The 22053-nt window shown below is 49.9% G+C and carries 23 protein-coding genes; 12 read left to right on the top strand and 11 right to left on the bottom strand.

The window, feature by feature from the left end; all coding sequences use genetic code 11:
• The first annotated feature begins 329 nt into the window (after window positions 1-329).
• A complete protein-coding gene (locus tag PRIO_RS28040; protein WP_020430204.1) occupies window positions 330-1034 on the top strand; it encodes an ABC transporter ATP-binding protein in 705 nt (234 codons plus the stop codon).
• Window positions 1034-3325 carry an ABC transporter permease gene (locus PRIO_RS28035; RefSeq protein ID WP_020430203.1) on the top strand — a complete coding sequence of 764 codons (2292 nt, stop codon included), beginning with the start codon at window positions 1034-1036 and terminating at the stop codon, window positions 3323-3325. The genes PRIO_RS28040 and PRIO_RS28035 overlap by 1 nt, the downstream gene beginning before the upstream one ends.
• 35 nt (window positions 3326-3360) lie before the next feature.
• On the opposite strand, the gene PRIO_RS28030 is transcribed toward PRIO_RS28035, so the two are convergent.
• A complete protein-coding gene (locus PRIO_RS28030) occupies window positions 3361-4428 on the bottom strand; it encodes a M23 family metallopeptidase (protein WP_020430202.1) in 1068 nt (355 codons plus the stop codon).
• 170 nt (window positions 4429-4598) lie between these two features.
• Between PRIO_RS28030 and lipA the strand changes: the two genes are divergently transcribed.
• Window positions 4599-5564: a lipoyl synthase gene (gene lipA, locus PRIO_RS28025; RefSeq protein ID WP_197545367.1), complete on the top strand. Its 966-nt coding sequence runs from the start codon at window positions 4599-4601 to the stop codon at window positions 5562-5564.
• Between the two features lie 402 nt (window positions 5565-5966).
• Window positions 5967-6563, top strand: a complete 597-nt coding sequence (locus tag PRIO_RS35785; protein WP_020430199.1) for a YutD family protein — start codon at window positions 5967-5969, stop codon at window positions 6561-6563.
• Window positions 6564-6817: 254 nt separating this feature from the next.
• On the opposite strand, the gene PRIO_RS28015 is transcribed toward PRIO_RS35785, so the two are convergent.
• Both PRIO_RS28015 and PRIO_RS28010 read right to left on the bottom strand, forming a co-directional pair.
• The gene (locus PRIO_RS28015) at window positions 6818-7465 is read right to left on the bottom strand and encodes a DUF2306 domain-containing protein (RefSeq protein ID WP_020430197.1); all 648 of its coding nucleotides are present in this window, start codon (window positions 7463-7465) and stop codon (window positions 6818-6820) included.
• 53 nt (window positions 7466-7518) lie between these two features.
• Window positions 7519-8553 carry a DJ-1/PfpI family protein gene (locus PRIO_RS28010; RefSeq protein ID WP_046505672.1) on the bottom strand — a complete coding sequence of 345 codons (1035 nt, stop codon included), beginning with the start codon at window positions 8551-8553 and terminating at the stop codon, window positions 7519-7521.
• A 212-nt stretch (window positions 8554-8765) separates the two neighbouring features.
• Here PRIO_RS28010 and PRIO_RS28005 point away from each other — a divergent pair, with 212 nt between their 5' ends.
• The 5 genes from PRIO_RS28005 (at window position 8766) to PRIO_RS27985 (ending at window position 13999) form a co-directional block, all read left to right on the top strand.
• Window positions 8766-9452, top strand: coding sequence for a response regulator transcription factor (locus PRIO_RS28005; protein WP_020430194.1), 687 nt, complete (start codon window positions 8766-8768; stop codon window positions 9450-9452).
• A 1-nt stretch (window position 9453) separates the two neighbouring features.
• Entirely contained in the window at window positions 9454-10785 is a 1332-nt protein-coding gene (locus tag PRIO_RS28000) for a sensor histidine kinase (protein ID WP_020430192.1), read from the top strand.
• Between the two features lie 393 nt (window positions 10786-11178).
• A complete protein-coding gene (trxA, locus tag PRIO_RS27995) occupies window positions 11179-11493 on the top strand; it encodes a thioredoxin (protein ID WP_020430189.1) in 315 nt (104 codons plus the stop codon).
• 30 nt (window positions 11494-11523) lie between these two features.
• A complete protein-coding gene (locus PRIO_RS27990; RefSeq protein WP_020430188.1) occupies window positions 11524-12429 on the top strand; it encodes an NAD(P)/FAD-dependent oxidoreductase in 906 nt (301 codons plus the stop codon).
• 130 nt (window positions 12430-12559) lie between these two features.
• Entirely contained in the window at window positions 12560-13999 is a 1440-nt protein-coding gene (locus PRIO_RS27985; RefSeq protein WP_231869766.1) for a DHA2 family efflux MFS transporter permease subunit, read from the top strand.
• A 107-nt stretch (window positions 14000-14106) separates the two neighbouring features.
• Here the strand turns inward: PRIO_RS27985 and PRIO_RS37545 are convergent, their stop codons facing one another.
• Both PRIO_RS37545 and PRIO_RS37540 read right to left on the bottom strand, forming a co-directional pair.
• Entirely contained in the window at window positions 14107-14256 is a 150-nt protein-coding gene (locus PRIO_RS37545; RefSeq protein WP_020430186.1) for a WCX domain-containing protein, read from the bottom strand.
• Between the two features lie 28 nt (window positions 14257-14284).
• Window positions 14285-14542, bottom strand: a complete 258-nt coding sequence (locus PRIO_RS37540) for a WYL domain-containing protein (RefSeq protein WP_167345674.1) — start codon at window positions 14540-14542, stop codon at window positions 14285-14287.
• Between the two features lie 230 nt (window positions 14543-14772).
• Between PRIO_RS37540 and PRIO_RS37245 the strand changes: the two genes are divergently transcribed.
• Entirely contained in the window at window positions 14773-14898 is a 126-nt protein-coding gene (locus PRIO_RS37245; RefSeq protein WP_020430185.1) for a hypothetical protein, read from the top strand.
• A 91-nt stretch (window positions 14899-14989) separates the two neighbouring features.
• Here PRIO_RS37245 and PRIO_RS27980 read toward each other — a convergent pair whose 3' ends face one another.
• From PRIO_RS27980 to ylbJ, 4 genes are all read right to left on the bottom strand, one after another.
• On the bottom strand, window positions 14990-16453 hold the full coding sequence (locus PRIO_RS27980) for a S41 family peptidase (protein WP_020430184.1): 1464 nt from the start codon (window positions 16451-16453) through the stop codon (window positions 14990-14992).
• Window positions 16454-16490: 37 nt separating this feature from the next.
• Window positions 16491-17669, bottom strand: a complete 1179-nt coding sequence (locus tag PRIO_RS34150) for a copper amine oxidase N-terminal domain-containing protein (RefSeq protein WP_020430183.1) — start codon at window positions 17667-17669, stop codon at window positions 16491-16493.
• 223 nt (window positions 17670-17892) lie between these two features.
• The gene (locus tag PRIO_RS27970; protein WP_020430182.1) at window positions 17893-18696 is read right to left on the bottom strand and encodes an NAD kinase; all 804 of its coding nucleotides are present in this window, start codon (window positions 18694-18696) and stop codon (window positions 17893-17895) included.
• Between the two features lie 86 nt (window positions 18697-18782).
• On the bottom strand, window positions 18783-20024 hold the full coding sequence (ylbJ, locus tag PRIO_RS27965) for a sporulation integral membrane protein YlbJ (RefSeq protein WP_020430181.1): 1242 nt from the start codon (window positions 20022-20024) through the stop codon (window positions 18783-18785).
• A gap of 404 nt (window positions 20025-20428) precedes the next feature.
• On the opposite strand from ylbJ, the gene PRIO_RS27960 reads away from it, so the two are divergent.
• Window positions 20429-20812, top strand: coding sequence for a globin domain-containing protein (locus PRIO_RS27960; protein ID WP_039834285.1), 384 nt, complete (start codon window positions 20429-20431; stop codon window positions 20810-20812).
• 30 nt (window positions 20813-20842) lie between these two features.
• Window positions 20843-21547 carry a DUF2225 domain-containing protein gene (locus PRIO_RS27955; RefSeq protein WP_020430171.1) on the top strand — a complete coding sequence of 235 codons (705 nt, stop codon included), beginning with the start codon at window positions 20843-20845 and terminating at the stop codon, window positions 21545-21547.
• Window positions 21548-21632: 85 nt separating this feature from the next.
• Here PRIO_RS27955 and PRIO_RS27950 read toward each other — a convergent pair whose 3' ends face one another.
• Together PRIO_RS27950 and PRIO_RS27945 are read right to left on the bottom strand one after the other, a co-directional pair.
• A complete protein-coding gene (locus tag PRIO_RS27950) occupies window positions 21633-21863 on the bottom strand; it encodes a hypothetical protein (RefSeq protein WP_020430170.1) in 231 nt (76 codons plus the stop codon).
• Complete coding sequence (locus tag PRIO_RS27945; protein WP_020430169.1) at window positions 21860-22051, bottom strand: YycC family protein; 192 nt, start codon at window positions 22049-22051, stop codon at window positions 21860-21862. The genes PRIO_RS27950 and PRIO_RS27945 overlap by 4 nt, the downstream gene beginning before the upstream one ends.
• Between the last annotated feature and the right edge of the window lie 2 nt (window positions 22052-22053).

The raw sequence follows: 22053 nt of genomic DNA, 5'->3' as shown, positions 1-22053 counted from the left end.
ACCAGCATTTTTCCGGAAATGCTGTCCAGCCTGCGCTTATTTGAATTGTCCATAAATAGGCCGCACACAGCATGCCTGCACGGGTTGTAAATCAGGTCCGCAGGGACCGGGTTTTTAACATACGTGAGGCATTTTTGCTTGAAAGGGACCCGATCCGGTGCCGCAGGGAATGCGTGCTTTTTAGCTTGACAAAAGGGAAGCAGCTTCATATATTTAAAAGTGACTACCCCGTCATTTTTAAATATATGGAGGAAAAAAGCCGGGAAAACGCCGGAAACAGGAAGATCCGTGGGGTGGATATTGGATTCAGGGAATAGGAGAGCTTGAATATGGAACCATTTATTAAAATTGAAAAGGTGACAAGGCAGTATGAAACGGGAGAAATGACTGTGACAGCCGTGGATAAGATGGATTTTACAATTAATAAAGGAGAGTTTGTGGTGATACTGGGCCCGTCGGGCTCGGGCAAAAGCACGCTGCTGAACCTGTTGGGCGGCATGGATCAGGCCACCTCGGGCAATATCATTGTTGATGGAGCCAATATTGCCGGTTTTTCCATAGACCAGCTATGCAATTACCGCCGCAACGATATCGGCTTTGTATTTCAGTTCTACAACCTGATACCCAATCTGACTGCAAAAGAGAACGTCGAGGTTACGCGGAAAATCTGCAAAAACGTGCTGGACAGCACTTCCGTCCTCAATTCTGTAGGCCTTGGCGGACGGCTTCACCACTTTCCGGCCGAACTGTCCGGCGGTGAACAGCAGCGGGTATCCATTGCCAGAGCCATCTGTAAGAATCCCAAGCTGCTCCTTTGCGATGAACCCACCGGAGCGCTTGACAGTGTCACTGGGGCACTAATCATGGCCACTCTATGGGAGATGTGCAAAAAGAACGGACAGACGGTGATTATCGTAACCCACAACGCAGCCATTGCAGAGACAGCGGATAAAGTTATCCGGCTGAAGGACGGTAAGGTTCTGGAGGTCCAAATTCACAAAGAACCGCTTCCTATGAGCGAGGTGTCCTGGTGATGATTTTACCTCAAAAAATGTTCCGGGATATCTGGCACGCCAAGGCTCAATTCCTGACAATCATCATTATTGTCGCTTGCGGGATCTTTACATTTGTGGGAGCCATTACGGTGGGCGGGCGGCTGGAAAAAAGTGTTTCCCGCTTCTATGATGCCACAAGGATCAATGATATTTGGATCAATGTGCAAAATGCCTCAGATACAGATCTGGATGCCATTAAACAGCTTCCCGGCGTGGAGGAAGTACAGGGCAGAGCTGTGCTGAAAATGTTTTCCGGCAACCGGAGTGTTGATGTATTTGTTCTTAACGGGAATAAGCTATCCCGGCCTTATCTGGTCGAAGGGCAGCCTTATCAAGCCGGCGGGGAAGGCATCTGGCTGGACCGGGAATTCGCGGCAGCCAACGGCCTTAAGGCGGGTGATACACTGGACCTTGGCTTAGCAAGCGGCCGCAGCGGCAGTGTTGTTATCCAAGGCCTGGTCCTGAGTCCGGAAAAGCTGATCGATATCTCTTCCGAAACGCTGTCAACAAGACATGATCTTTACGGTTACGGTTACATGGATATGCAGGCTGCAAGTGAATCCTTCCGTGTCTCGGGCATGAATCAGATTATGCTGAAAATAAAGCAGGGTGCAGACGGGCAGGCATTGATCCGTCAGGCTGAGAATCTGCTGGGCGGCAAGTATCTGGACAGTATGACCCACAAGGAGCATCCGAGCACAGCCGGAGCCGCCAACCAGATCGCCCAGTTCAAAACAGTCGGCTATGTGACGCCCGTTTTGTTTTTTTCGCTTGCTGTGCTTGTGATGGTCAGCACGATGAGCAGGCTGATCGCTAATCAGAGGACACAGATCGGCACCATGATGTCCCTGGGCTTCTCCACCCGGCAGATCCGCAGGCATTATATAACTTACGGGCTGGTGCTTGGAATTGCAGGCGGCTTAATCGGGCTGGTGTCCGGATACTATGGAATTCCAAAGATTTTTATGGGGACTTTAACGAGGTCCTTTATTCTGCCGGAATGGACAACGGCGTTTCCGGTGGAAGCTTTGCTGTCTGTTGCTGCTGTCTGCGGATGCTGCGTTCTGGCCGTGCTGCTGGCCTGCGGGAACAAGCTTAAGCAATGGCCTGCGGCAGTTCTGCGCGGGAGTGTACCGCCAATCCCAGGGCATTCGAGGGCCGGAAGCCGGCTTAACCTGCGCTTACCTTCGTCCTTTGACAATGTATGGATGCTGCGGAATCTGAAGGCTCATAAAATGCGGGCGCTTATGGGCGTCATCGGGGCGTTTGGCTGCACATTTCTGATTCTGTTCGGCTTTGCCAATATCGATTCGAGCGGCGAGGCGATTGAAGCAGAGTTCGGCCGGCAGAATCTTTTTGCGTTAAAAGCAGATATCAATGCCACAAGCATATCCTTATTGCCGGACCCGTCCCCTAGTGAAACATCCGTGCAATATATACAGGAAGCGGGGATTCAGGTCAAATCGGAGCAGGGTGAACGAAATCTGCTGCTTACAGTGCTGGATAACGGGGAATACATAAATCTGGATGTGAACAGCAGCAAGCCTGTAGCCGCCCCTCAGGAGGGGATTGTTTTATCGGAAAATACAGCGGGTGTGTTGGGCGTGCAGAAGGGGGAACGGATCAAAGTAAGGTTTGCAGGCGGTGCTTGGAGGGATTTCAGGATCGCGGATACGATTCAGGCCCCCGCTGCCAACAAAGTCTACTTATCCAGAAGGGCTTGGGAAAAATCCGGGGAAGCATTTGTCGTGACTTCTGTGCTGCTTGGCGGACAGGCAAACCTGGAAAGGGTGAAGGAGGCCTACCCTGTCACTCAAATCGTGTCGAAGGAGGAGATCAGGGAGGCAAATGCACAGTTGAACGAAGGCGTTTTTGCCTCAGCCGCGGGATTAACCATTGCCGCCATATTCCTGGGGGTTGCTGTAATTTACAGTCTGGGCCTGATCAGCCTTACAGAAAGATCGAGGGAATTTGCCACATTAAAAGTCCTGGGCTTCCGGCAGCAAGAAATCCGGCGGCTGCTGGTGCGGGAGAACCTCCTGTTAACGCTGGCTGGAATAGCCTTGGCTGTTCCCGCAGCGTGGGAAGCTATTCAGGCCTTGGCCGAATGGAATGCCGATGAAACGATTATGCTGTTTCCCAAGATCAGGCTGCTAAGCTATTTTTCCGCGATTTGCCTTACGCTCCTGTCCTCCTATGCGGTGAATCGGTTAATGAGCAGGAAGATATCCCACATTGATATGGTCACTTCTTTAAAGGCGGTGGATTAGGTTTTTCTGGCCAGGGGCGGCATCCCAGACTCTGATTATTTGTGTTTTCTCATGGCTCTGTATTCCTGGGTTTCCCACTGCTTAAGCAATGGATAGGGATCGAAGGCCCATTCGGTAATCCCCCGGTCGCGGTAGATGCCATAATGCAGGTGAGGCGGGAATTTGCCTTGAGTACCGGGGTTGCCGTAGCCGGAGCTGCCGACCCAGCCGATCGTCTGACCTGGAGCTACGATATCACCCCGGGAAAGGGATTTTTCAAATCCGGCCAGGTGGGCGTAATAATGGTAGCGGTTTTCGATGTCGCGGATCCCGATCCGCCAGCCGCCATAACGGTTCCAGCCCTTGGTTTCCACAATGCCGAAGCAGGTGCTGCGCACAGTCATGCCGTAAGGTGTGAACAGGTCCGTCCCTTCATGGATACGTGCCCCGCCCCAGCTTCTGCCTGTCCCCCAGGTGCTGCGGTAGGAATAAGTTTTCCCGACCGGCAGCGGAAAAGCACTGCCCGATAAATCAAGGCGTCCGAAATGCTCATACAGCCTGGCAAACTGCTCTATCCGCTGCGTGGCCCGGCCATTATGGTAATATTCCCATACCCCAATATTGAAATCGCTGGAGGAGTCGCCGTATTTCATCAGATGTCTTGCCATACTGTAGAGCACATCGGCATCATTCTCAGGATCAGCCAGGCCGTCGCCGGACCCGTCTTTTCCGAGTCCTCCAAAAAAACGGATCGATTCCGGCGACTGGTCCTCCTGATTCGGGTTCAGCGGTCCGCTCCACACCGGTGGGGGAAAGCTGATTCCGGTAAGGCGGGGTTGGGCTTGCCCCGCAGTTCCGCTTTTCTTTTTGGCAATCGTCCGCTCATACTGGTCGATGGCGGCGAAGCGGAACCAGGCAATGCCGGTAGCCGCGCTCATTTGATCGTAAAGCTGCTTACGGCTGACGGAGAGACTCTCCTTGCCGGAAGCAGCTTCACTGCTGACTGCGTGCTTATTGCCTGCGGGTGCTCCTGCCACAGCATCACTATCCCCCCAGAGCATCGCGGCGGCCGACAGGCAGAGCACTGTTTTGCGTATTGCAGCAATTTTGAATAGAGCCAGCATGGGTAACAACCTCCTTGGTCCGGGTGCTGATTTTATAGATGATGAAGTTCTGTATCGAAGGGCATCCCGTCGGGTGCTTTTCTTTTAGATTGAAGCAAATGGCCTTTTTTTATCCGTTCTTGCCCAAAAGTACACAAAAACAGGCAAATGACCCTTGCACATGCTATAATATGAGGCAGCAAACTTTTAAGCATGCAACTACTATTCAGGCGAAAGCGGGGTTCTCCACTTTGACTAATAATCGAACAGCCAAACAGCCCAAGCCAGACTGGATCAAAATCAAATTAACGACTGGCGATAATTATCAGGAAATTAAAGGCATGATGCGATCCAAAACCCTGCATACCGTATGTGAGGAAGCGCGCTGCCCGAATATCTATGAATGCTGGGCCAACCGCACAGCTACTTTTATGATTCTGGGTGACATTTGCACCCGGGCCTGCCGGTTCTGTGCCGTGAACACCGGCCTGCCGACCGAGCTTGATCTTCAGGAGCCGGAGCGTGTGGCCGAGGCTGCCGAAAATATGAAGCTGAAGCATTGTGTCGTAACCAGTGTGGCCCGTGATGATCTGAAGGATGGCGGCGCAAGGATTTTTGCCGAGACCGTGGCTGCCATCCGTAAGCGGCTTCCGCTGTGCAGCGTAGAAGTGCTGATTCCGGACTTCCTTGGCGAACGGGACAGTCTGGAAATTGTAATGAACAGCAGACCGGATATCCTGAACCATAACATTGAGACGGTAGAGCGCATGTCTGACCGCGTGCGGGCCCGGGCCAAATACCGCCGTTCCTTGGAGCTGCTGAGCCGTGCGAAGGAGATCAAGCCTGACATTCCGACCAAATCCAGCATTATGCTTGGCGTAGGTGAGGAATGGGATGAGATTCTGCAGGCGATGGATGACTTGCGTGCCGTGGATTGTGATATATTGACATTAGGCCAGTACCTGCAGCCGTCCCCCAAGCATCTGAACGTTGAGAAATTCTATAACCCTGAAGAATTCGCCCTGCTCAAGGAAGAGGGACTAAAGCGCGGATTCAGCCATGTGGAGTCCGGCCCTCTGGTGCGAAGCTCCTATCATGCGCATGAACAGGTGAAGTCGGCGGCGGCTGCCCGCGAGGAGCGTACGGTTTCTTTGTAAGCTACAATTGTTCTTTGTAAGCCACAAATTTGAGTTGAAAATTTGTCCCGTGACGAAGTCACAGTAGGTTTTAGTCTTTAAGGTTTTGTGTTTAAGGTTTTAGTCTTTAAGGTTTTAGTCTTTAAGGTTTTGGTCTTTGATGTTTTAGTTTTGGGGGTTGGAGCGCGAGCAATCAACCCGCTCTTCGACGTTTGCTACCACCTCCCGCGTTGAGGGAGTCATGGAGAGGGATTTTGGAATTGGAGGAGCTTCAGCGTCCGCCTTTGTCTGCAGATTTCAACCGCTTATAGCGGTTAATCAGAGAAATCTGCAGACAACAGCGGCCGGAAATCCAAAAACCCGCGGAATGACGGGTTATCAACGCCCCCCCTCTCATTTTATTGAAAGGCAGGCGACAAACGCTTGATCGTTATAGGTGGAAAGGGCTACGAGCTCGTATTGGATCATAAGGACGGCTGGAACCCGGAGGCGTTTCGCGGAAGATACAGTGAAGTGCTGGACCGGTACGATTATATTATCGGTGACTGGGGTTACAGCCAATTGCGCTTGAAAGGCTTTTACCGGGATAATCACCCGAAGGTGAACCGGGACACGGCAATTTCAGGCATGGTGGATTACATTAATGAATACTGTAATTTTGGCTGTGCTTATTTTGTGCTCCACAAGTTGAAGGAAACGCCCAAAGAAGGCAGCTTCAAGGATATTCTGACCAAGGAAGCACCGGAGCCCGGCACAGACGATGAAATGGAGCAGACCTCTGCAGAACCTGTGGTAACAGCGAAGGTGCAGCGGGACCCTTCTTCCAGGCCCTCGAATTCAAATGCGGCAGCCCGTGACAAAAATGCGGGAGGCCCAGCCAAAGAGAACGGGGCAAAGGACAGACCCGCCCGTGAGCATCAAAGCCGGAATCACCGCAATAAAGAGAACCAGGGCAGAAGAAACAACAAGGATTCCCAAGGCAGACCACCACAGAACCCGCCGCAGAATCCTTCGAATTAACGGCTATAAGAAGCCCGGCAATCTAAAAAAAGGTGTCTCACAGCCAGTTTTGAACTGGTTGTGAGACACCTTTTTGATTATTTGGGGAATTGTGCAAATCCAAAACATACGGATCTCATGGAAGCATCAGATGATATAAGCAGTCTTCATGGCTTGCCTTAATAGAGCCGGAATGATATCTTCCGAATTTCCCGCCGGCTTGCCCGAAACTCCAGGCACCAAAATAATTCCCGGAAGCTTTGGGTCCAATGCGGCTAAGGGGTAACCGCTACCTCTCTGGATCGACCGATAGTTCTGATTATGATGTTAGGAATGACCAGCAGCAGCGCAATGGAGCCGTAAACGCCAATGATATAGCTGGTAGCGTAAACAAGACCGAATCCCTGATGAAAAAGAGCAGTGATGAGATGAATCAACATGTTCGTAAAACAAAAGGCGTAGCTTCGGATCATCCAGTTCCGGTGCCGGATGATGCGTTTCTTTTTGATTTGTACGAGTGCCATAATAGTGATAAGCAGCCATATGATATTAAGAGCGTTGAACCCCATACTGCTTATTTTTCCTCCAGTAGCGTAAGGCGCCATGTACCCGGAAGTAAGCACGACAAGAAGTACGGACACTAAATAAACGTAACCGTTTATGCGATGGAACTTTCGGCTTTTTTCAAAGATTCGATTAGAAAAGTTGAGCAGCCCCGCCGCCATGGCGATGCAGGCAAATGCGACATGAACATGCATAACGTTTAACCAGACCGGGAGATTAAGCTCGCGCTTCAGTCCGGTTTTATGGCTTAAAAATGCCCCGGCTCCCGGATCGATCAGATAATTCTCCGTCAAAGCGTAAAGGATAAACACAATGCTGACACAGGCTAATAATCCGTATAATATTTTCCGCTTCTCCATGCAATCCACTCCCCCCCTGCGGCTTCAACTTTATTGCCAATAGACATTTCTGGTTAAGATACCCGCTTGCCTGTTAATTTGGATGCAGGCAGTATGCCGGCCCTAGCGATTCCGATCATTTGATCTCCGCTCACGGCAACTTCGAATTTCAGATTCAAGCGCATGGGTTTCGTAATGCGCAGCGACCAGGTAAGCTTGTTGTCCTGAAGTACGGGGGTTATAAACTCGACCGTCTCATCCCCTTGTGTTGCCTGCCCTTGGATCATCCCATTCCTTGTGGAAATGGAGAACTTGACCTCCAGTTTCCCAACAGGTGTAGCGATTGTCGTATCCCAATCCCCGTCGAAGTCAGATTCCCTGAGTGATTTTATATTCAGGGTGTCATAGATCATCCCCGCTTTGATCGTCACGATGTTCGTTTCTTCGTGAGTCACTGCCATATGAGAGCTAGGCGCAATTCCTTCTTCCCGCCAAACCGTCCCCCTCCGTTCATATTCGAATAGCTGCTCTACCGCGTGTGCGATACGCGGTCCAAGCTCGCGTTCCACCAGATACAGCGCAACATCGAGGCCCGAAGTAACGCCGCCGCCGGTAACCAGGTTGCCGCTGTCCACTACGCGTGCCGGGACGGGAATGGCACCGGTTGCTCCAAGTACATCCATGCCCAGATGATGCGTTACCGCCGGTCTGCCCTCCAAGAGTCCTCCCATGGCCAGCAACAGGGAACCGCCGCAAACCGTGGCGATGACGATGTCTTTTTGCCTGATTGCCTGCCCAATCATTCCGGTCAATTCTGTATTCATTGCCCGCGAAAGAATAGCCGTGGGCGAATCGGGGCCATCCCCTTCGACGTCGCCCGACGCGCCAGGTATGAGAATGATGCCCGCACGTTCCGGGTTCAGTGTGCCGCTCGCTTCAATTTTTAACCCGTTGATGCCACTAGTGACGGATCTCGGCCCTTCAGCGGTAACGAGTTCTACGCTTAACGCGTTTTCAGCATATATTGCAGCGGCGCAAAAAACCTCGTAAGGCGCAATGGCATCCAGAAGATCGAAGCCATCAAAAAGCACGATTTGAACTGTTAACATCCATAAACCTCCTTCATCAGTTTGCTGCGTGGGGGACAAGTCACTACCCGCGATATTTGCTTCCGTGTACGCAAGAAAGATCATATCAAATGAATATCTCAAATGAAGTTGTAAAAGGGTCACAAAACCATAAACATTGCATCACAAATCAGGTGGATTCGTTAGTTTCCTGCGGAAAAAATGATAAACTGGAATTCAAAGGTGGGATATTTATGAGCGAAATTAGTACGATACTGGTTGTAGACGATGACCAAAGTATCGTTGAATTATTGAGGGACTTTTTGGAGAACGAGAATTTTCACGTTATAACCGCTTGTGACAGCGCAGAAGCATTGGCCTTATTCCAACAGAGTTCCATTCACTGCATTGTTCTTGACATCATGATGCCGGGACAAAATGGGTTTGAGTTATGTCGTCAGATTCGGGCGGAGAGCAATATTCCTATCCTTTTCTTGAGTGCTCGCAGCGATGATGTGGACAAGATTCGGGGGCTGACTCTCGGCGGCGATGATTATATCGTCAAATCCGCTTCACCTGGAGAGATTGTTGCCCGAGTGAAAGCCGTATTGAGGCGCTTTGCTTCCCAGAAGCAAATGGACGGAAGGATCCTGGATTATGGACGCATCAAATTAAATCTGTCCACAAGAGAAGTGATCGTGGAAGGAAAAAACGTCGATCTCACACCGAGAGAATATGAGTTGTTGCGATTATTTGTTGAACACCCCCGACATGTTTTTTCATATGAACAATTGATTGTAAAATTTTGGAATGGTGTGGGCGATAAGCATACGATCCGGGTCCATCTCAGTCGGCTTCGCGAGAAAATCGAATCCGATCCGAACCAGCCGAAATACCTGGTCAACGTATGGGGAGTAGGGTATCGCTTCGAGGGAGGATAAAATGAAAACACTTCGCATTCGTACGTTTACTATCTTTTGCTTTTTCTTCATCCTTTTATTGCCGTGGATCTTCTTTGTTACATCTCACTATATGGAAACAAAAACCTTTAGCTTCACAAAAAGTCAGCCGCAAAATGAAACTCTCCAAAGACAATTGACCGAGATGATCCACCTGATCGAAACGGGATCTGACAAATGGATGGATCCAAATTGGCAAAATCAATTGCATAAAGAATTGCGGAAAGCAAAGATGGATGTGGCTATTCTATCCGAGTACGGTCAGGAAATTTATCGGTCTAATCCGGAGCGCCGCGGTGCATTGTCGTCAACCGAACGGTTCTCCATCATAGAGCACGGTCATTTGTTAGGGAGGGTTATTCTTTATCTGCCAAAATCAAATACAGTCCAAATGATTTCGATATTTTCCGGATTACTACTTGCTTTCTTTGTTGTCGGAGTTGAAATGAGGCGGTTCCTACTTAAACCCCTCGAGAATATGAGTGTTGCAGCTAGACAAATTGCAGCAGGAGAGTGGGATGTGCAGTTACCCTTGTCGAGGATCACAGAAATCACTGAAGTACGCGACGGATTTGAAGTGATGGTGAAGGGGCTGCAAAAATCATATCGGAAACAAGTGGAATTGGAAGAAGAACGCCGATTCGTTATTGCTGCTGTCGCGCATGATTTACGGACACCGTTGTTCGCCTTACGGGGTTATTTGGATGGCCTGGAACAAGGGATTGCTCAATCACCAGAGAAAATAACAAAATATGTGGCCGTATGCAAGGAAAAGTCGGCTCAATTGGATCGGCTGGTAGAGGATCTGTTCACATTTACAAAAATGGAGTATTGGGAGACGAAACTTAACAACAAGGCTGTTGACCTTAAACTCATACTCCGGAAGTCGATTGACAGTCTGAGTCCACTGGCTTGGCAAAAACATATCTCAATTTCGAACCATGCTGCAGACGATTGCATCATTAGCGGCGACACGCACTTATTGGAGCGTGCCATGAACAATCTTTTGGATAATGCCGTCAGACACACACCTTCCAATGGTGAAATTGTTGTTCAATGTTATAAAGACGGTAACAAAGTAAAGTTTACGATACGTGATACAGGGCCGGGTTTCTCATCAGAAGAACTACAACAGGTTTTCGAACCATTATATCGTGGAGAAGAATCTAGAAATCGTTCAACTGGAGGCAGCGGATTAGGATTAACCATTTCACAGAGAATTATTAAGCGACACGGAGGTGAACTTGCCGCAGGTAACCATCCGGAGGGCGGAGCAATGCTAACAGGCTGGATACCTGTAGCTAACCCAAACTAAAATCGAAGAACGAACATTACTGGAGATTCACAGGTTCACCAATTACATCCTTCGGCAATGATGAGCTTATAAGAATTTAGAACAAAACTTAGTATCTCTAACGGAGATAGTTATGTTCAATTGATTGCGGATGCTTGCATCTTAAACAAAATAAAGTTATCATGGATACATGAAGTCTTTGATCTTCAACGAGGAGTATTATGAAATATTCACTAGGTTCCCCATCTCGCACAGACAAAATTCCCCTCGGAAATCGAAAGTGGCCTGCGAAAGGAGGTGAGAAAAATAAGTGAAAACAGAACCTTAAACTCCACCAGATGAACAGTTGAAATCTCATATGTAATCAAAGACATAATATATCTTTAGTATATTTAATTTGGAAGGATGATCACGATGGCTATTCAACACGCGAAAGATTCTACTTTTAAAGAGATGGTGCAAACTGAAGGTATAACAGTAGTGAATTTTTGGGCTTCCTGGTGTGGTCCATGCAGAATGTTTGCACCTGTTTTAGAGGAGTTTGAAAAGGAAGCAAATGATTCCATTAAAGTAGTTAAAGTTAATGTAGACGAAAATCCGGTAACCTCTTCACTATTTCAGATTATGAGCATACCGGCAACCATTATATTCAAAGATGGAAAGCCCCTATATAAAGAATTAGGCATATTGCCGAAAGGTGCCCTGCAGCAGCTTGTTGCCTCCAAATAAATCAACACACATTTTAAGGGGGAGATCCTTTTGAGTTATGATTGTGCCATTATCGGCGGAGGCCCGGCAGGACTAAATGCGGCTCTGGTACTGGGGCGGGCCAGGCGCAGTGTTGCATTATTTGATAACAGCCAGCCCCGAAATGCGGTTACACATGCCTCCCATGGATTTATTACAAGAGACGGTGTGACACCAGCCGAATTCAGGCGTATTGCATATGAGGAGGTTCAGGGGTATCCCTCCGTAGAACTTTTACCTTGGGAAGTAACCGGGATTCGCCGATCTGATAACAGGTTCGTCGTCGTGACGTCAACCGGAAGACAGATTGAAGCACGCAAATTGCTGGTCACGACGGGACTTAGGGAGGTTTTTCCGGATATTCCCGGCTTGCATGAATGTTATGGAACAAGTTTGTTCAATTGTCCCTACTGCGATGGTTGGGAGCTCCGAGATCAGCCGCTAATTGTTGTTTCCGAGAATTCTGGAGTGTTTCATATGGCCAAGCTGCTTTATACATGGAGTAAAGATCTTGTGATTTGCACGAATGGGCATGCTGTTCTGGATGTCGAGCAGAAACAGCTGCTTAAATCCAGAAACATCGATGTGGTTGAACAAGCAGTAACGATGTTTATCGGGCATGAGGGAAAACTACGGCAGGTGGAATTCGCGGATGGCACGCGGATCGAGAGAACGGGAGGATTCGTTACACCGGAATGGAAACCGAAGGCGTCTTTTAAGGGATCGCTCGGCTATGAGGTAAATGAGTTTGGCGGTATCGTCACCACGAATGAGTGGGGCAAAAGCACGATTCCGGGAGTGTATGCTGCCGGAGATGCTGCTTACGTAATGCCCTCTCAATTGATTTATGCTGCAGCAGACGGAAGCAAGGCGGCAGTTGGCATCAACATGGAACTGGCAGAAGAAGATTTCGTTTAACGCTAAGTGGACATGTCCTTCTCTTTGGGAAAAAAGCTTCTTAGAGAGAGGGCATTTTTTCAAAAGTGATAATTGTAATGATTACTTAGGATTCCTCATTGATTCGAGTGATTAAATTGAATACCTCCGAATGGAACAGAAAGTGGTGGAACACGCTATGAAAAGAAAACCCGTAATCATTGTCGCCTCGCTCATAGTCGGGAATTTCTTGGCGCAATTGATGCAAACGATGCTGAACACAGCTTTACCGCAAATGATGTCGGACCTTGGAATCCAGGCCAATCGAGCGCAATGGCTGATCACCGTCTATCTTCTTGTTTCCGGAATTGTCATCCCTGTGACGGGTTTCTTGATCGGGAAATACTCGACTAGAGCCTTGTTTTTTGCCTCCGTTGGAGCGTTCACGACAGGGACACTGATCGCCGGCTTCTCATCCGAATTTGCATTTATTTTGATCGGACGTATTATTCAGGGTGTAGGTGCTGGTTTGTTGATACCGGTGTTCTTGAATACAATTATCATGGTATTCCCTAAAGAAAAAATCGGTGCGGCAATGGGACTGGCCAGCCTCATTGTGGGACTCGCTCCGGCAATGGGACCAACAATCTCCGGCTTCGTCGTGCAAGATCATTCCTGGCGAATTTTGTTTTTCGGGGTTGCGCCGATTGCAATCGCGAACTTTTTTGTGGCTTATTATTGTCTGGAGAACGTCGGGGAAACAAACAAAACGAAATTGGATCGAAGATCGGTTCTTTATTCAACTTTAGGTTTCGGCAGCCTGTTGTACGGATTCAGTATCTTGGGAGAACAGGGGAGGAGCGCACTACTATCCGCAGCCATCCTCGCTGCCGGATTCATCATTACATTCCTGTTTGTAAAGCGTCAATTTAAACTGGCTGTCCCTTTGCTTGATTTCAATGTGTTCCGCTACCCTAGATTTACTTATGCCTCGATCATTGGCGTAATTTTGTTCATCGTAATGGCAGGAGTAGAACTGCTTCTTCCCATCTACGCTCAAAATGTCAGGGGACTGATGCCGAGGGAATCGGGCCTCCTGCTACTTCCGGGCGCTTTGCTTATGGGCGTATCGGGCGTGATTTCCGGGAAAATTTATGATCGTTTTGGTGGCCGTCATTTGATTCGAACCGGCTTTTTCTGGATTGCAGCCGTTTCGTCACTTTTAACAATGACGTTAACGGTACATGCTTCATTTAGTTTATTGATGGGTATATACGCATTGCTTATGACCGGGATTGGTTTTATGATGACCCCGATCACTGCCTTGGCTATGGCAAGTTTGCCAAATTCGATAATGAAATACGCTTCGCCGATGACGACAGCCATACGCACATTGAGCATGTCGATGGGCGGGGCTTTGCTGATCACCTTGATGACGATTACTGCAGATTATAGCTCAGTATCTTTTCCAGTAAACATGCTTGAAGGGATTCGAGCCGCGTTTTGGACATTAACCGTAATTGCGGCGGGGGGGTTTTTCCTTTCCTTCTTTGTTCCGTACGCCCAAGGTTCAGCGCATCCGCAAGTCAAGGAGAGCCGTCAAGCTTCGTAATAACGGACAATACAAAACCAAGACCACCCCCGGAGGCAGGGCCCCCAATTCGCGGAATCATGAACAGGAAAAAACGCGAGCCGGACGTGATCCAGCATTCCGACGGGCTAGTTTGGGACATTGTACTCTTCGAGAGTACGGACCAACTTCCTTCTGACAGCTTCTCTTAATTCTTCCGGTTGGATCACGACCGCTTCAGCGCCGAACGAAAAGAAATATTCAGCAAAGAATAGTATTTCTGGGGGAAAGATAACCATCTCTAGAATTCCTGTGCCGTTATCGGAACTATGTACTTCTCCCCAAGGGAAAATCCAGCTTTACACTTTCTTGTTTGCTGTAGAAATGAAGTCCCCAGTTCGTTAAATCCACCTCTGAAACATCCACTGTAGTCGATAACGCTTCGGCATCCGCCAAAACAGCTGACCGTATCCGATCTGCCCGAAACAATCGGTAGGCTTTTCGCAGATAGCAGTAGGCTGGGCAAAACCAATATCCCTCATGGGCATATAACGATGGGCTGAATCGTTCTTTGATCGGTCTCATTCTCCCGAATTCCATAATTAATTGTCACGGGCAACCTTCTGATGGATGCTTGGAGCAATATCTCAAGGTAATCGGCTCGTTCTTGGCGGGTATGCGTAAAGAAGTCAACTCGGTGTCGCATCTCATCTATCTGACTTTTCACATCTTCCGATAAATACCTGTAAAATTTTCGAAGTGCGGATTCTGCAGATGCCTCGAAGGGCAGCGAACTGAAGTGTCGAAGAGCAGGCGTGGATGTAATCCTTGACGTTACTGCCGACGCCCCGCATGTTTTCCAGGCGTTCACTGGTATTCTCGATGAAGCCGATCAAGCCCTGGACCGTGCTGCGTTCTTCATCACACAGCATCTCAGATGACCATTTGATCCTAACGAATATGAGTGTCTTATCAGGTCGAAGTAAAAACGGCTGCGCCATCCGAGGAAGGCACAGCCGTTTTATAGCTCAATTACTTTACGCTTAACTTCAATAGGTTCTGCGCAGCGTTGTAGCTCCATACCAGGGATGGGAACTTTTGCTGAAAAGCTTTTACATCAATGAAAGTCTCATTGTTCTGTGACAGTGCCTCTTTGGAGGCCAGGGCAAATCCGGATACCTTGCCGGTGCCGTTTGTGACAAGCACCTTTTTATTCTTGGCATCCCAGGAGACTTCGCTCTCCAGCAGGGCAGCCAGCACGCGCGAGGAAGCGTAGATCGTATTTCCTTGTTTGATCAGTCCGACATTACCGGCAAAAGGACTGCCGTTCACATCAAGGATATGGTTGTCGCCCGAAGCTGTAATCCTGTTCATTCCGGCAATTTGCAGGGCGGTAATCAATTGTGCCGTTTTGCCTTGGACTTCAATGTCAGGGCTCAACCCGATATGATTGAAGTCTTCTTTGCTTGGCGTCAAATATTTCTGTGTCGTCAGCTTTAGTTCTGCCCCGTCTGATACGGGAATCAGACTCTGAATCCGTGCCTTGCCGAAGGAACGTGTGCCCACTACCGTTGCCAGCTTGTTGTCATGAAGAGCACCGGTAAGCGCTTCGGAAGCACTGGCAGTGTACTCATTGGTCAGCACTACAACCGGCACTCCAATTTTACTGCCATTGGTGATGGTTACCGGGGTTAAGGCGCCGCTCTGGTCAGAGGTGTACATCATGATGCCCTTGTCCATAAATTGGGAAGCGATGTTATAGGCGGAATCCATGTAGCCGCCCGTATTGTCCCGCAGATCGAGCACGAGGGATTTCATGCCGCCGGCACGCATTTTGTCTAGTGCGGCGGTGAATTCCTCATCCGCATTCTGCGTGAAGCCGCCAATGGAGATATAAGCGATGTTCTGTCCGAGCATTTTGCTGGTCACTGAGGTGGAGGCCATCTCGCTGCGCTTGACGCTGAAAGTTTTCAGCACCCCTTTCCGGCTGACGAGCAGGGAAACCTTGGTGCCCGCTGTACCGCTCAGCTCATCGCCTTTGGTGTCTTGGATTTTTACACCGTTAATTTTGAGAATGGTATCGCCGCGTTTGAGGCCGGCTTGTTCTGCCGGAGAACCGGCTACAACTTCTTCAATATACAGTTCTTTGGCGGTGTAGACCATCCGGATGCCGATGCCGACATATTCGAGATCGACCGCATGGCTGAATGCAGCAGCCTCATCCTTGTCGAAGTATTGGCTGTAGGGATCGTTGAGGGTGTTCACCATGCCGTCAATCGCTCCGCGGATCAGTGTATCCTGATCGATTCCCTCCACATTATATTGCTCGAGATATTGCATGATTTCGTTAATCCGGTCCGTGGAGGCAGCCGCTTGTGCCTGGTCTGTGCCTGGTACCGCCTGAGAACTGTCCGCTGCCAGAGCAGCGGGAGCCAGAATAAGCGATACAGCCAGACAGCCGCTGAGGGCCGCAGTGATTACCTTGCTTGATTTCATGATTGCATACACCCTTTTTTATATGATTTATTAGGAATTACTTTTGATCGGAATAGGAAACCAAATAAGAATCGTCGATGGTCCATTGACCGCTGCTGGATTTTGAGAAAATAAAAATAGAAGATTGCGTATAGCTCTCACCGGAATCGGCATCCTTGACAGCAGCCTCCACATAAATGGCAGCTTCATCCGGGGTATAATAGAAGATATTGGAGCTATTCAGTGTTTCGGTAAGATTATAGGCCTCAAAATACTCGGCAATGGCATCTTTCATGGAAGCTTCATATTCTTCCCCGTAGTAGGTCAGCTGCGCAAGGGTGTTGTCCACATTTTTGGCGTTTCGGGCTGCGTAATACTTGCTGAGGCTGTCTTTAATAGCGGAAGCGTCGCTTTGTGGAAGCACGACAGCCGTTTTTCCTTGTTCAGGTGTAAGCAATACTGAGCTGTCCTGCAGCTCGGAGCTTTCGATTTTCCATACTCCATTCTTGCGGACAAGGGTGTGCAGGTACTCATAACGCTCATCAGGCAGGTAATCTCCTCCCTTGCGCACAGATTTCTCCACGGTATGCACAACGGCTTCGTTGCCCTGAATGCTTAGAATATCGAGGCTTTCGATGGTGGTGACCATATCATATCTCTTGAAGTATTCCTTCAAATTGTCAACTGAATCGGCCGGGACCGAATTGAAGACGACGAGCGAATAGTAGCCTGCTGCATTCTCGGCATTGAAATATTTATTGGATAAATGCATGAGGTCTGTAATTTGCTGCTCACTGTTATCAGAGGCTTCGGGGGTGTTGATTTTTACGCTTCTGCTGGCTGCATCCCAGACTGCTGTGCCTCCGGTAGCCTCGGCTACGAAACGCAAGGGTATGTATGTAGTGCCGCTGATGGAACTCGGAGCGGTGGCCAGCTTCTTGACCAGATTGTTAACCGTTGCCCGGCTGCTGCCGATTTTTAGGCTGATTGTTAGGCTGGCGCTTGTTCCGGTGACGGTTCCTGTCTTGGCATCCCAGAGTACGTTCAAGCCCAATTTTTCGAAGATGACACGAAAGGGAACAAGGACCGTATTGTTCTTCAGATACGGAGAACCGGCGGTGAAAGCAACGTTGCTTCCATTAATATAGACTTTGATCGGCTTGTCTGCGGCAAAAGCGGGAACGGCCAGCATTAAAGCCAGCAGGCTTATGCCCATGAGCGACAATAATTTCTTCAACAATGGTTCTCTCCTTTAAATAACAGCACTTTGTAAAATAGGTTCATTATACCATCGAAATTTTCTTGCTGTCTATCCATTCATGTAAGCTTGCGCAGATAAAATGAAAATGTCTGAAAACGCATGATAAAGCCGGAGATGGTTCCGCATCCCCGGCTTGATTTCTGCGGCTGGGCGGTTCTCTTAGAGCCGCCTTGCCTTATATGATTGTAGATGGAACCTGTTAGATCAGGAAAGCTTCACGGACCCTGTTCCAGAAGGGAAACGGGCGGTATCTGGCAAAGCTGATTTTTTTGTCGGATACCTGGCAGCGCACGGAGATCAGATCGTCAACGGGTATGTTATTATGGTCTATCGTCAGCAGCAGGCGCTGGTCCTTGCGCGAAAATATATCGCAGTGATGGTGCTTGGGCAGCAGCAGCGGCGACCCCATCGTGCGGAAAACACGGTTGTTAATGGAAGCAATTTCGGCAATCTGCAGGGCTTCAATGGTGGGGTGCACCATGGCTCCGCCAAGGCTTTTGTTGTAGGCGGTGCTGCCTGACGGTGTGGACACGCACAGGCCGTCGCCGCGGAACATCTCGAAGGTCACATCATTGATGTCCACCTGAATCACCACTGTTCCGTCCACACCCTTGAGCGTGAACTCATTCAAGGCAATATGAGAGCTGGAGCCGGATTTCTTGTGGATTTCCAATTCGAGCAGCGGGTATTTGACAATACGCGGTTTGTGCGGCTCGGCGCTGCCGGTACCACACATGTAATCAGCCAGGGCAGGCAGCTCGTCTGCCTTCCAGTCCGCATAGAATCCCAGATGTCCGGTATGGACACCCACAAAAGCCAGATTGGGGATCTGGTCGATAAACGTGTGAAAAGCGTGCAGCATGGTGCCGTCTCCGCCAATCGAGATGACGATTTCCGGAGATTTGGCATCCAGCTCCAGATTCCGCTCCGCTGCCAGCTTGTGAAATTGCTCCGCAAGTTTGATGGACAGTTCGTCACCGCGGTCCAGAACATAATATCTCAAGATGTATAGGCTCCTTTGTATGTTTCAGTCATACACCGATCATAATCAATCTGGACCAGGAACACAATATTTGAAGCGGTAAAAAGTCACCGCCGCCCTCTTGGACGCTTGATGCGCTGAAGCAGCATCACCAGCAGCGAGAGCAGCAGAGCTATGCCGAGCAGCAGGCCAAGCCAGCTTAGACTGGCGGCAAACCCGGACAGTGGAGCGGCGGTAAAGCCGGCAGCGGCGGTTGCCGGGCTGTGGTCCAGCCCGGACCCCGAGTGCGCAAAGGGCTTCCACAGCAGCAGCACAAGTCCTGTAGACAGGAAGGCATGGACCAGTCTGGCAGCCAAAAAGGGCAGATAGCGGAGTCCTGTTCCGTTCAGAATGCTGGCAACCTGTGCGTGTACGGATAAACCGCCCCAGGAGAGAACCCAGGCCCCAGCGGCTGCTTTGAACTCCAGGGGCACCGAAGCGGCAGCGGCACCGGCTGAGCGGGTACCCAGCGTTACCTCAAAAAGTCCGCTGACGAGCGCGGTGGACAGCTCAGCAGGGAATCCCGCCAGCGAGAGCAGCCTTCCTGTGAAGCTGAAGAGTGCGGACATAATTCCGGCCCGGTCCATCATCTCCATCAGCACATTGAAGAACACGACGAGGCCGCCCACAACAATAATGAGCTGCAGCGAAGACTGGACTGCTCCCTTCAGGAGCTCGCCTACACTTCGTCCGTCACGCCGCCTGGCTTCCGCCATGGAACTCAGGGCCGAACGGAGCCTGCCGGCGCGTTCAGGCTGTGGCGCTTTAGGCGGGGGTCCGGAAGGCGGACTCTTTTGCCTGCCGTGAAACGACATCAGCAGTCCTACAATGAGCCCTCCACCGTAATGGGCGAGCGCAAGAATCAGACCCAGAGAAGCATCGTGAAAAAAACCTACGGAAACCGCACCAAGCAGGAAGATCGGATCAGACGATGTGGTGAAGGCCACGAGACGTTCGCCTTCTACGCGGTTCAGCAGCCCCTGTTCCCGCAGCTTTGCGGTTAATCTGGCGCCGACGGGGTATCCTGATACATAACCCATAGCCGCCACAAAACCTCCGCTGCCGGGAATGTTGAACAGCGGACGCATCAGCGGATCGAGCAGGGCGCCGAACAGATGGACCACCCCGAAGCCCAGCATCATCTCCGAAATCACAAAAAAGGGAAACAGTGAAGGGAACAGCACGTCCCACCAGACGGATAACCCGCGGAGGGCTGCATCCAGAGAACTAGCCGGGTTCATTATCATCAGCAGCATACATCCGGCAAGGAGGACACCCAGCAGCGGACTGTAATTTTTTTTCAGAATCATGGTCAACGCCTCCCGGTATATGGATAGATGTATGCAAAAACAGGGACAAACAGCACAAAAAAAATAGGAAAGCGGTTACATTTAACTGTGCTTTTTGACTGAAATTATGGTATTATAAAATTAATTAATGCACACCTAATAAGGGATGGAGTGATGGTGATGAGTGTAGTTGCCGGAGTTCTGGTTTGTGCTTTTGTCTATGTGATCCGGGTCTCCCTCGTCCCGCCTGGTGATGAGGAATTTCGGACCTATTAAATACTCAAGGCGCTGAACACTGGTTTAGCGTCTTTTTTCTGCACATATCCGTTACGATAGGGTGCCTGAAGCAGGATAACCGTGAAGCTTATATTTTGGTATAATAAAAAGGACGTTACATTAATACGGAGGAAAGCTGGTAATCACCGATGAATCCAAACGACAGCATTTACGACAATCTGGGAGGCGCGGAAGGGGTTCACCGGCTGGTTGAGTCCTTTTACGCCAAGGTGCAGCTTCATCCGCGGCTCGGCCCCCTGTTTCCGGCAGATATTACTCCTGTAATGGAGAAACAGTATCAATTCCTGAGTCAGTTTTTTGGCGGACCGGCGCTCTACTCAGAGCTGCATGGACATCCGATGATGAGAGCAAGACATATGCATATCCCTATTACACCGGAACGTGCGGAGGAATGGCTGGAGTGCATGAATGAGGCGCTGGAGGAAACGGGTGTGGAGGAGCCGCTGCGTGCGTTTGTGTTAAGCCGTCTTGCGGGCCCTGCGCACCATTTTGTCAACATGCCCCAGGAGTAACGCGTAGTTGATCGTGAAAGGATGAGGGCATTGCCAGAATTAATACCGCTGTACACTATTAAGGTGATCTGCTGTAATTGTGAACAAGAATTTACAACCTCAAGAGTCCGTCCCAGCCTCAAAAAGGCTGTCCGGCGCGATGCGGACTTCTGCTCCTATTACAAGAACGAGAATCCCGATTATTACGTCGTGCGCGTCTGCCCGAGCTGCGGCTTCGCCTCCACCGAGAATTCTGCGGACAAGCTGGCGGACTGGCAGCGCAAATCATTCCGCGAGCAGGTGGGAAGCCGCTGGGTTCCCAGGGATTTCGGAGATAAGCGCAGCTGGGAGATTGCACTTGAGACCTACAAGCTGGCGCTGCTCTGTGCCCAGAGCATCAAAGACAAGGACCGGATTATCGCCAGTCTTTTGCATCATATTGCCTGGATGTACCGGTATCAAGGGGATATCGAGCAAGAGCAGCGTTTCCTGCGCTATTCGCTCGACATGTACATCAAGGTCTACGAAAACGATGGCATTGGCGGAAACGATGCCCGTCTAATGTATCTGATTGGTGAGCTGAACCGCCGGATCGGCGAATTTTCCAACGCAGTGAAGTGGTTTTCACGCCTGATCAATGATCAGAAGATCATGGATGCCGCAATGATCCGGGCAGCCCGGGAGCAGTGGGCGCTTTTAAGGGAACAGATGAACGGAGGCGAGCCGGAGGAAGACGGGCTGCCTTCCGGTACATAAGGCAAAGCACACCAGGATCTTTGTCCTGGTGTGCTTATCAGACATGCGTAAAAAGGAACACAAATGCAGTGCCTGTGCCGCAATATCAGCGGACAGCCCGGTCAAACAGCAGGTAGTCTGCATCCGTGTCGATAACGGTCAGACTCGTTTTGCAGCAGGGGAAGACCAGCAGCTTTTTTTTACCTTCGCGGACGTTCTGCAGCTCTTTCGGTTTCATGGGCAGAATAACGTTCTCCTTGTCGCAGAACGGACAATACTGCACATAGAGGTCTTCCAATAAAATGTCATAAGGCCAGGTGTGGCTGAATGGAATCATTGCTCGCCCTTCTCGGGCGCCTCAGCCGCTGAGCTGCTGTCGGTGGTGTCCTGACTCTGTTTCTTGGATAATTCTGCAATCTTTTGCAGCAAAATATGTTGAGGCATATGCATCAAGTGTTCCAGCGGAACGCCGAGTTGTTTGGCTAGGGTAACCGCCGTCTCCGGCGAGATTTGCAGTGGCTTCATGA

The organism is Paenibacillus riograndensis SBR5 (assembly GCF_000981585.1).
GTDB classification, from domain to species: domain Bacteria; phylum Bacillota; class Bacilli; order Paenibacillales; family Paenibacillaceae; genus Paenibacillus_AQ; species Paenibacillus_AQ riograndensis.
Note: the sequence above shows the minus strand (reverse complement) of the source record. Positions and strands in the feature narration are given on the sequence as shown.

Excerpts from the sequence above, each read along its gene's own strand:
- PRIO_RS28040 (WP_020430204.1), top strand. The coding sequence starts at position 330 with ATGGAACCATTTATTAAAATTGAAAAGGTGACAAGGCAGTATGAAACG.
- PRIO_RS28035 (WP_020430203.1), top strand. The coding sequence starts at position 1,034 with ATGATTTTACCTCAAAAAATGTTCCGGGATATCTGGCACGCCAAGGCT.
- PRIO_RS28030 (WP_020430202.1), bottom strand. The coding sequence starts at position 4,428 with ATGCTGGCTCTATTCAAAATTGCTGCAATACGCAAAACAGTGCTCTGC.
- lipA (WP_197545367.1), top strand. The coding sequence starts at position 4,599 with ATGAGGCAGCAAACTTTTAAGCATGCAACTACTATTCAGGCGAAAGCG.
- PRIO_RS28015 (WP_020430197.1), bottom strand. The coding sequence starts at position 7,465 with ATGGAGAAGCGGAAAATATTATACGGATTATTAGCCTGTGTCAGCATT.
- PRIO_RS28010 (WP_046505672.1), bottom strand. The coding sequence starts at position 8,553 with ATGTTAACAGTTCAAATCGTGCTTTTTGATGGCTTCGATCTTCTGGAT.
- PRIO_RS28005 (WP_020430194.1), top strand. The coding sequence starts at position 8,766 with ATGAGCGAAATTAGTACGATACTGGTTGTAGACGATGACCAAAGTATC.
- PRIO_RS28000 (WP_020430192.1), top strand. The coding sequence starts at position 9,454 with ATGAAAACACTTCGCATTCGTACGTTTACTATCTTTTGCTTTTTCTTC.
- trxA (WP_020430189.1), top strand. The coding sequence starts at position 11,179 with ATGGCTATTCAACACGCGAAAGATTCTACTTTTAAAGAGATGGTGCAA.
- PRIO_RS27985 (WP_231869766.1), top strand. The coding sequence starts at position 12,560 with ATGGAACAGAAAGTGGTGGAACACGCTATGAAAAGAAAACCCGTAATC.
- PRIO_RS37545 (WP_020430186.1), bottom strand. The coding sequence starts at position 14,256 with ATGGTTATCTTTCCCCCAGAAATACTATTCTTTGCTGAATATTTCTTT.
- PRIO_RS37540 (WP_167345674.1), bottom strand. The coding sequence starts at position 14,542 with ATGAGACCGATCAAAGAACGATTCAGCCCATCGTTATATGCCCATGAG.
- PRIO_RS27980 (WP_020430184.1), bottom strand. The coding sequence starts at position 16,453 with ATGAAATCAAGCAAGGTAATCACTGCGGCCCTCAGCGGCTGTCTGGCT.
- ylbJ (WP_020430181.1), bottom strand. The coding sequence starts at position 20,024 with ATGATTCTGAAAAAAAATTACAGTCCGCTGCTGGGTGTCCTCCTTGCC.
- PRIO_RS27960 (WP_039834285.1), top strand. The coding sequence starts at position 20,429 with ATGAATCCAAACGACAGCATTTACGACAATCTGGGAGGCGCGGAAGGG.
- PRIO_RS27950 (WP_020430170.1), bottom strand. The coding sequence starts at position 21,863 with ATGATTCCATTCAGCCACACCTGGCCTTATGACATTTTATTGGAAGAC.
- PRIO_RS27945 (WP_020430169.1), bottom strand. The coding sequence starts at position 22,051 with ATGAAGCCACTGCAAATCTCGCCGGAGACGGCGGTTACCCTAGCCAAA.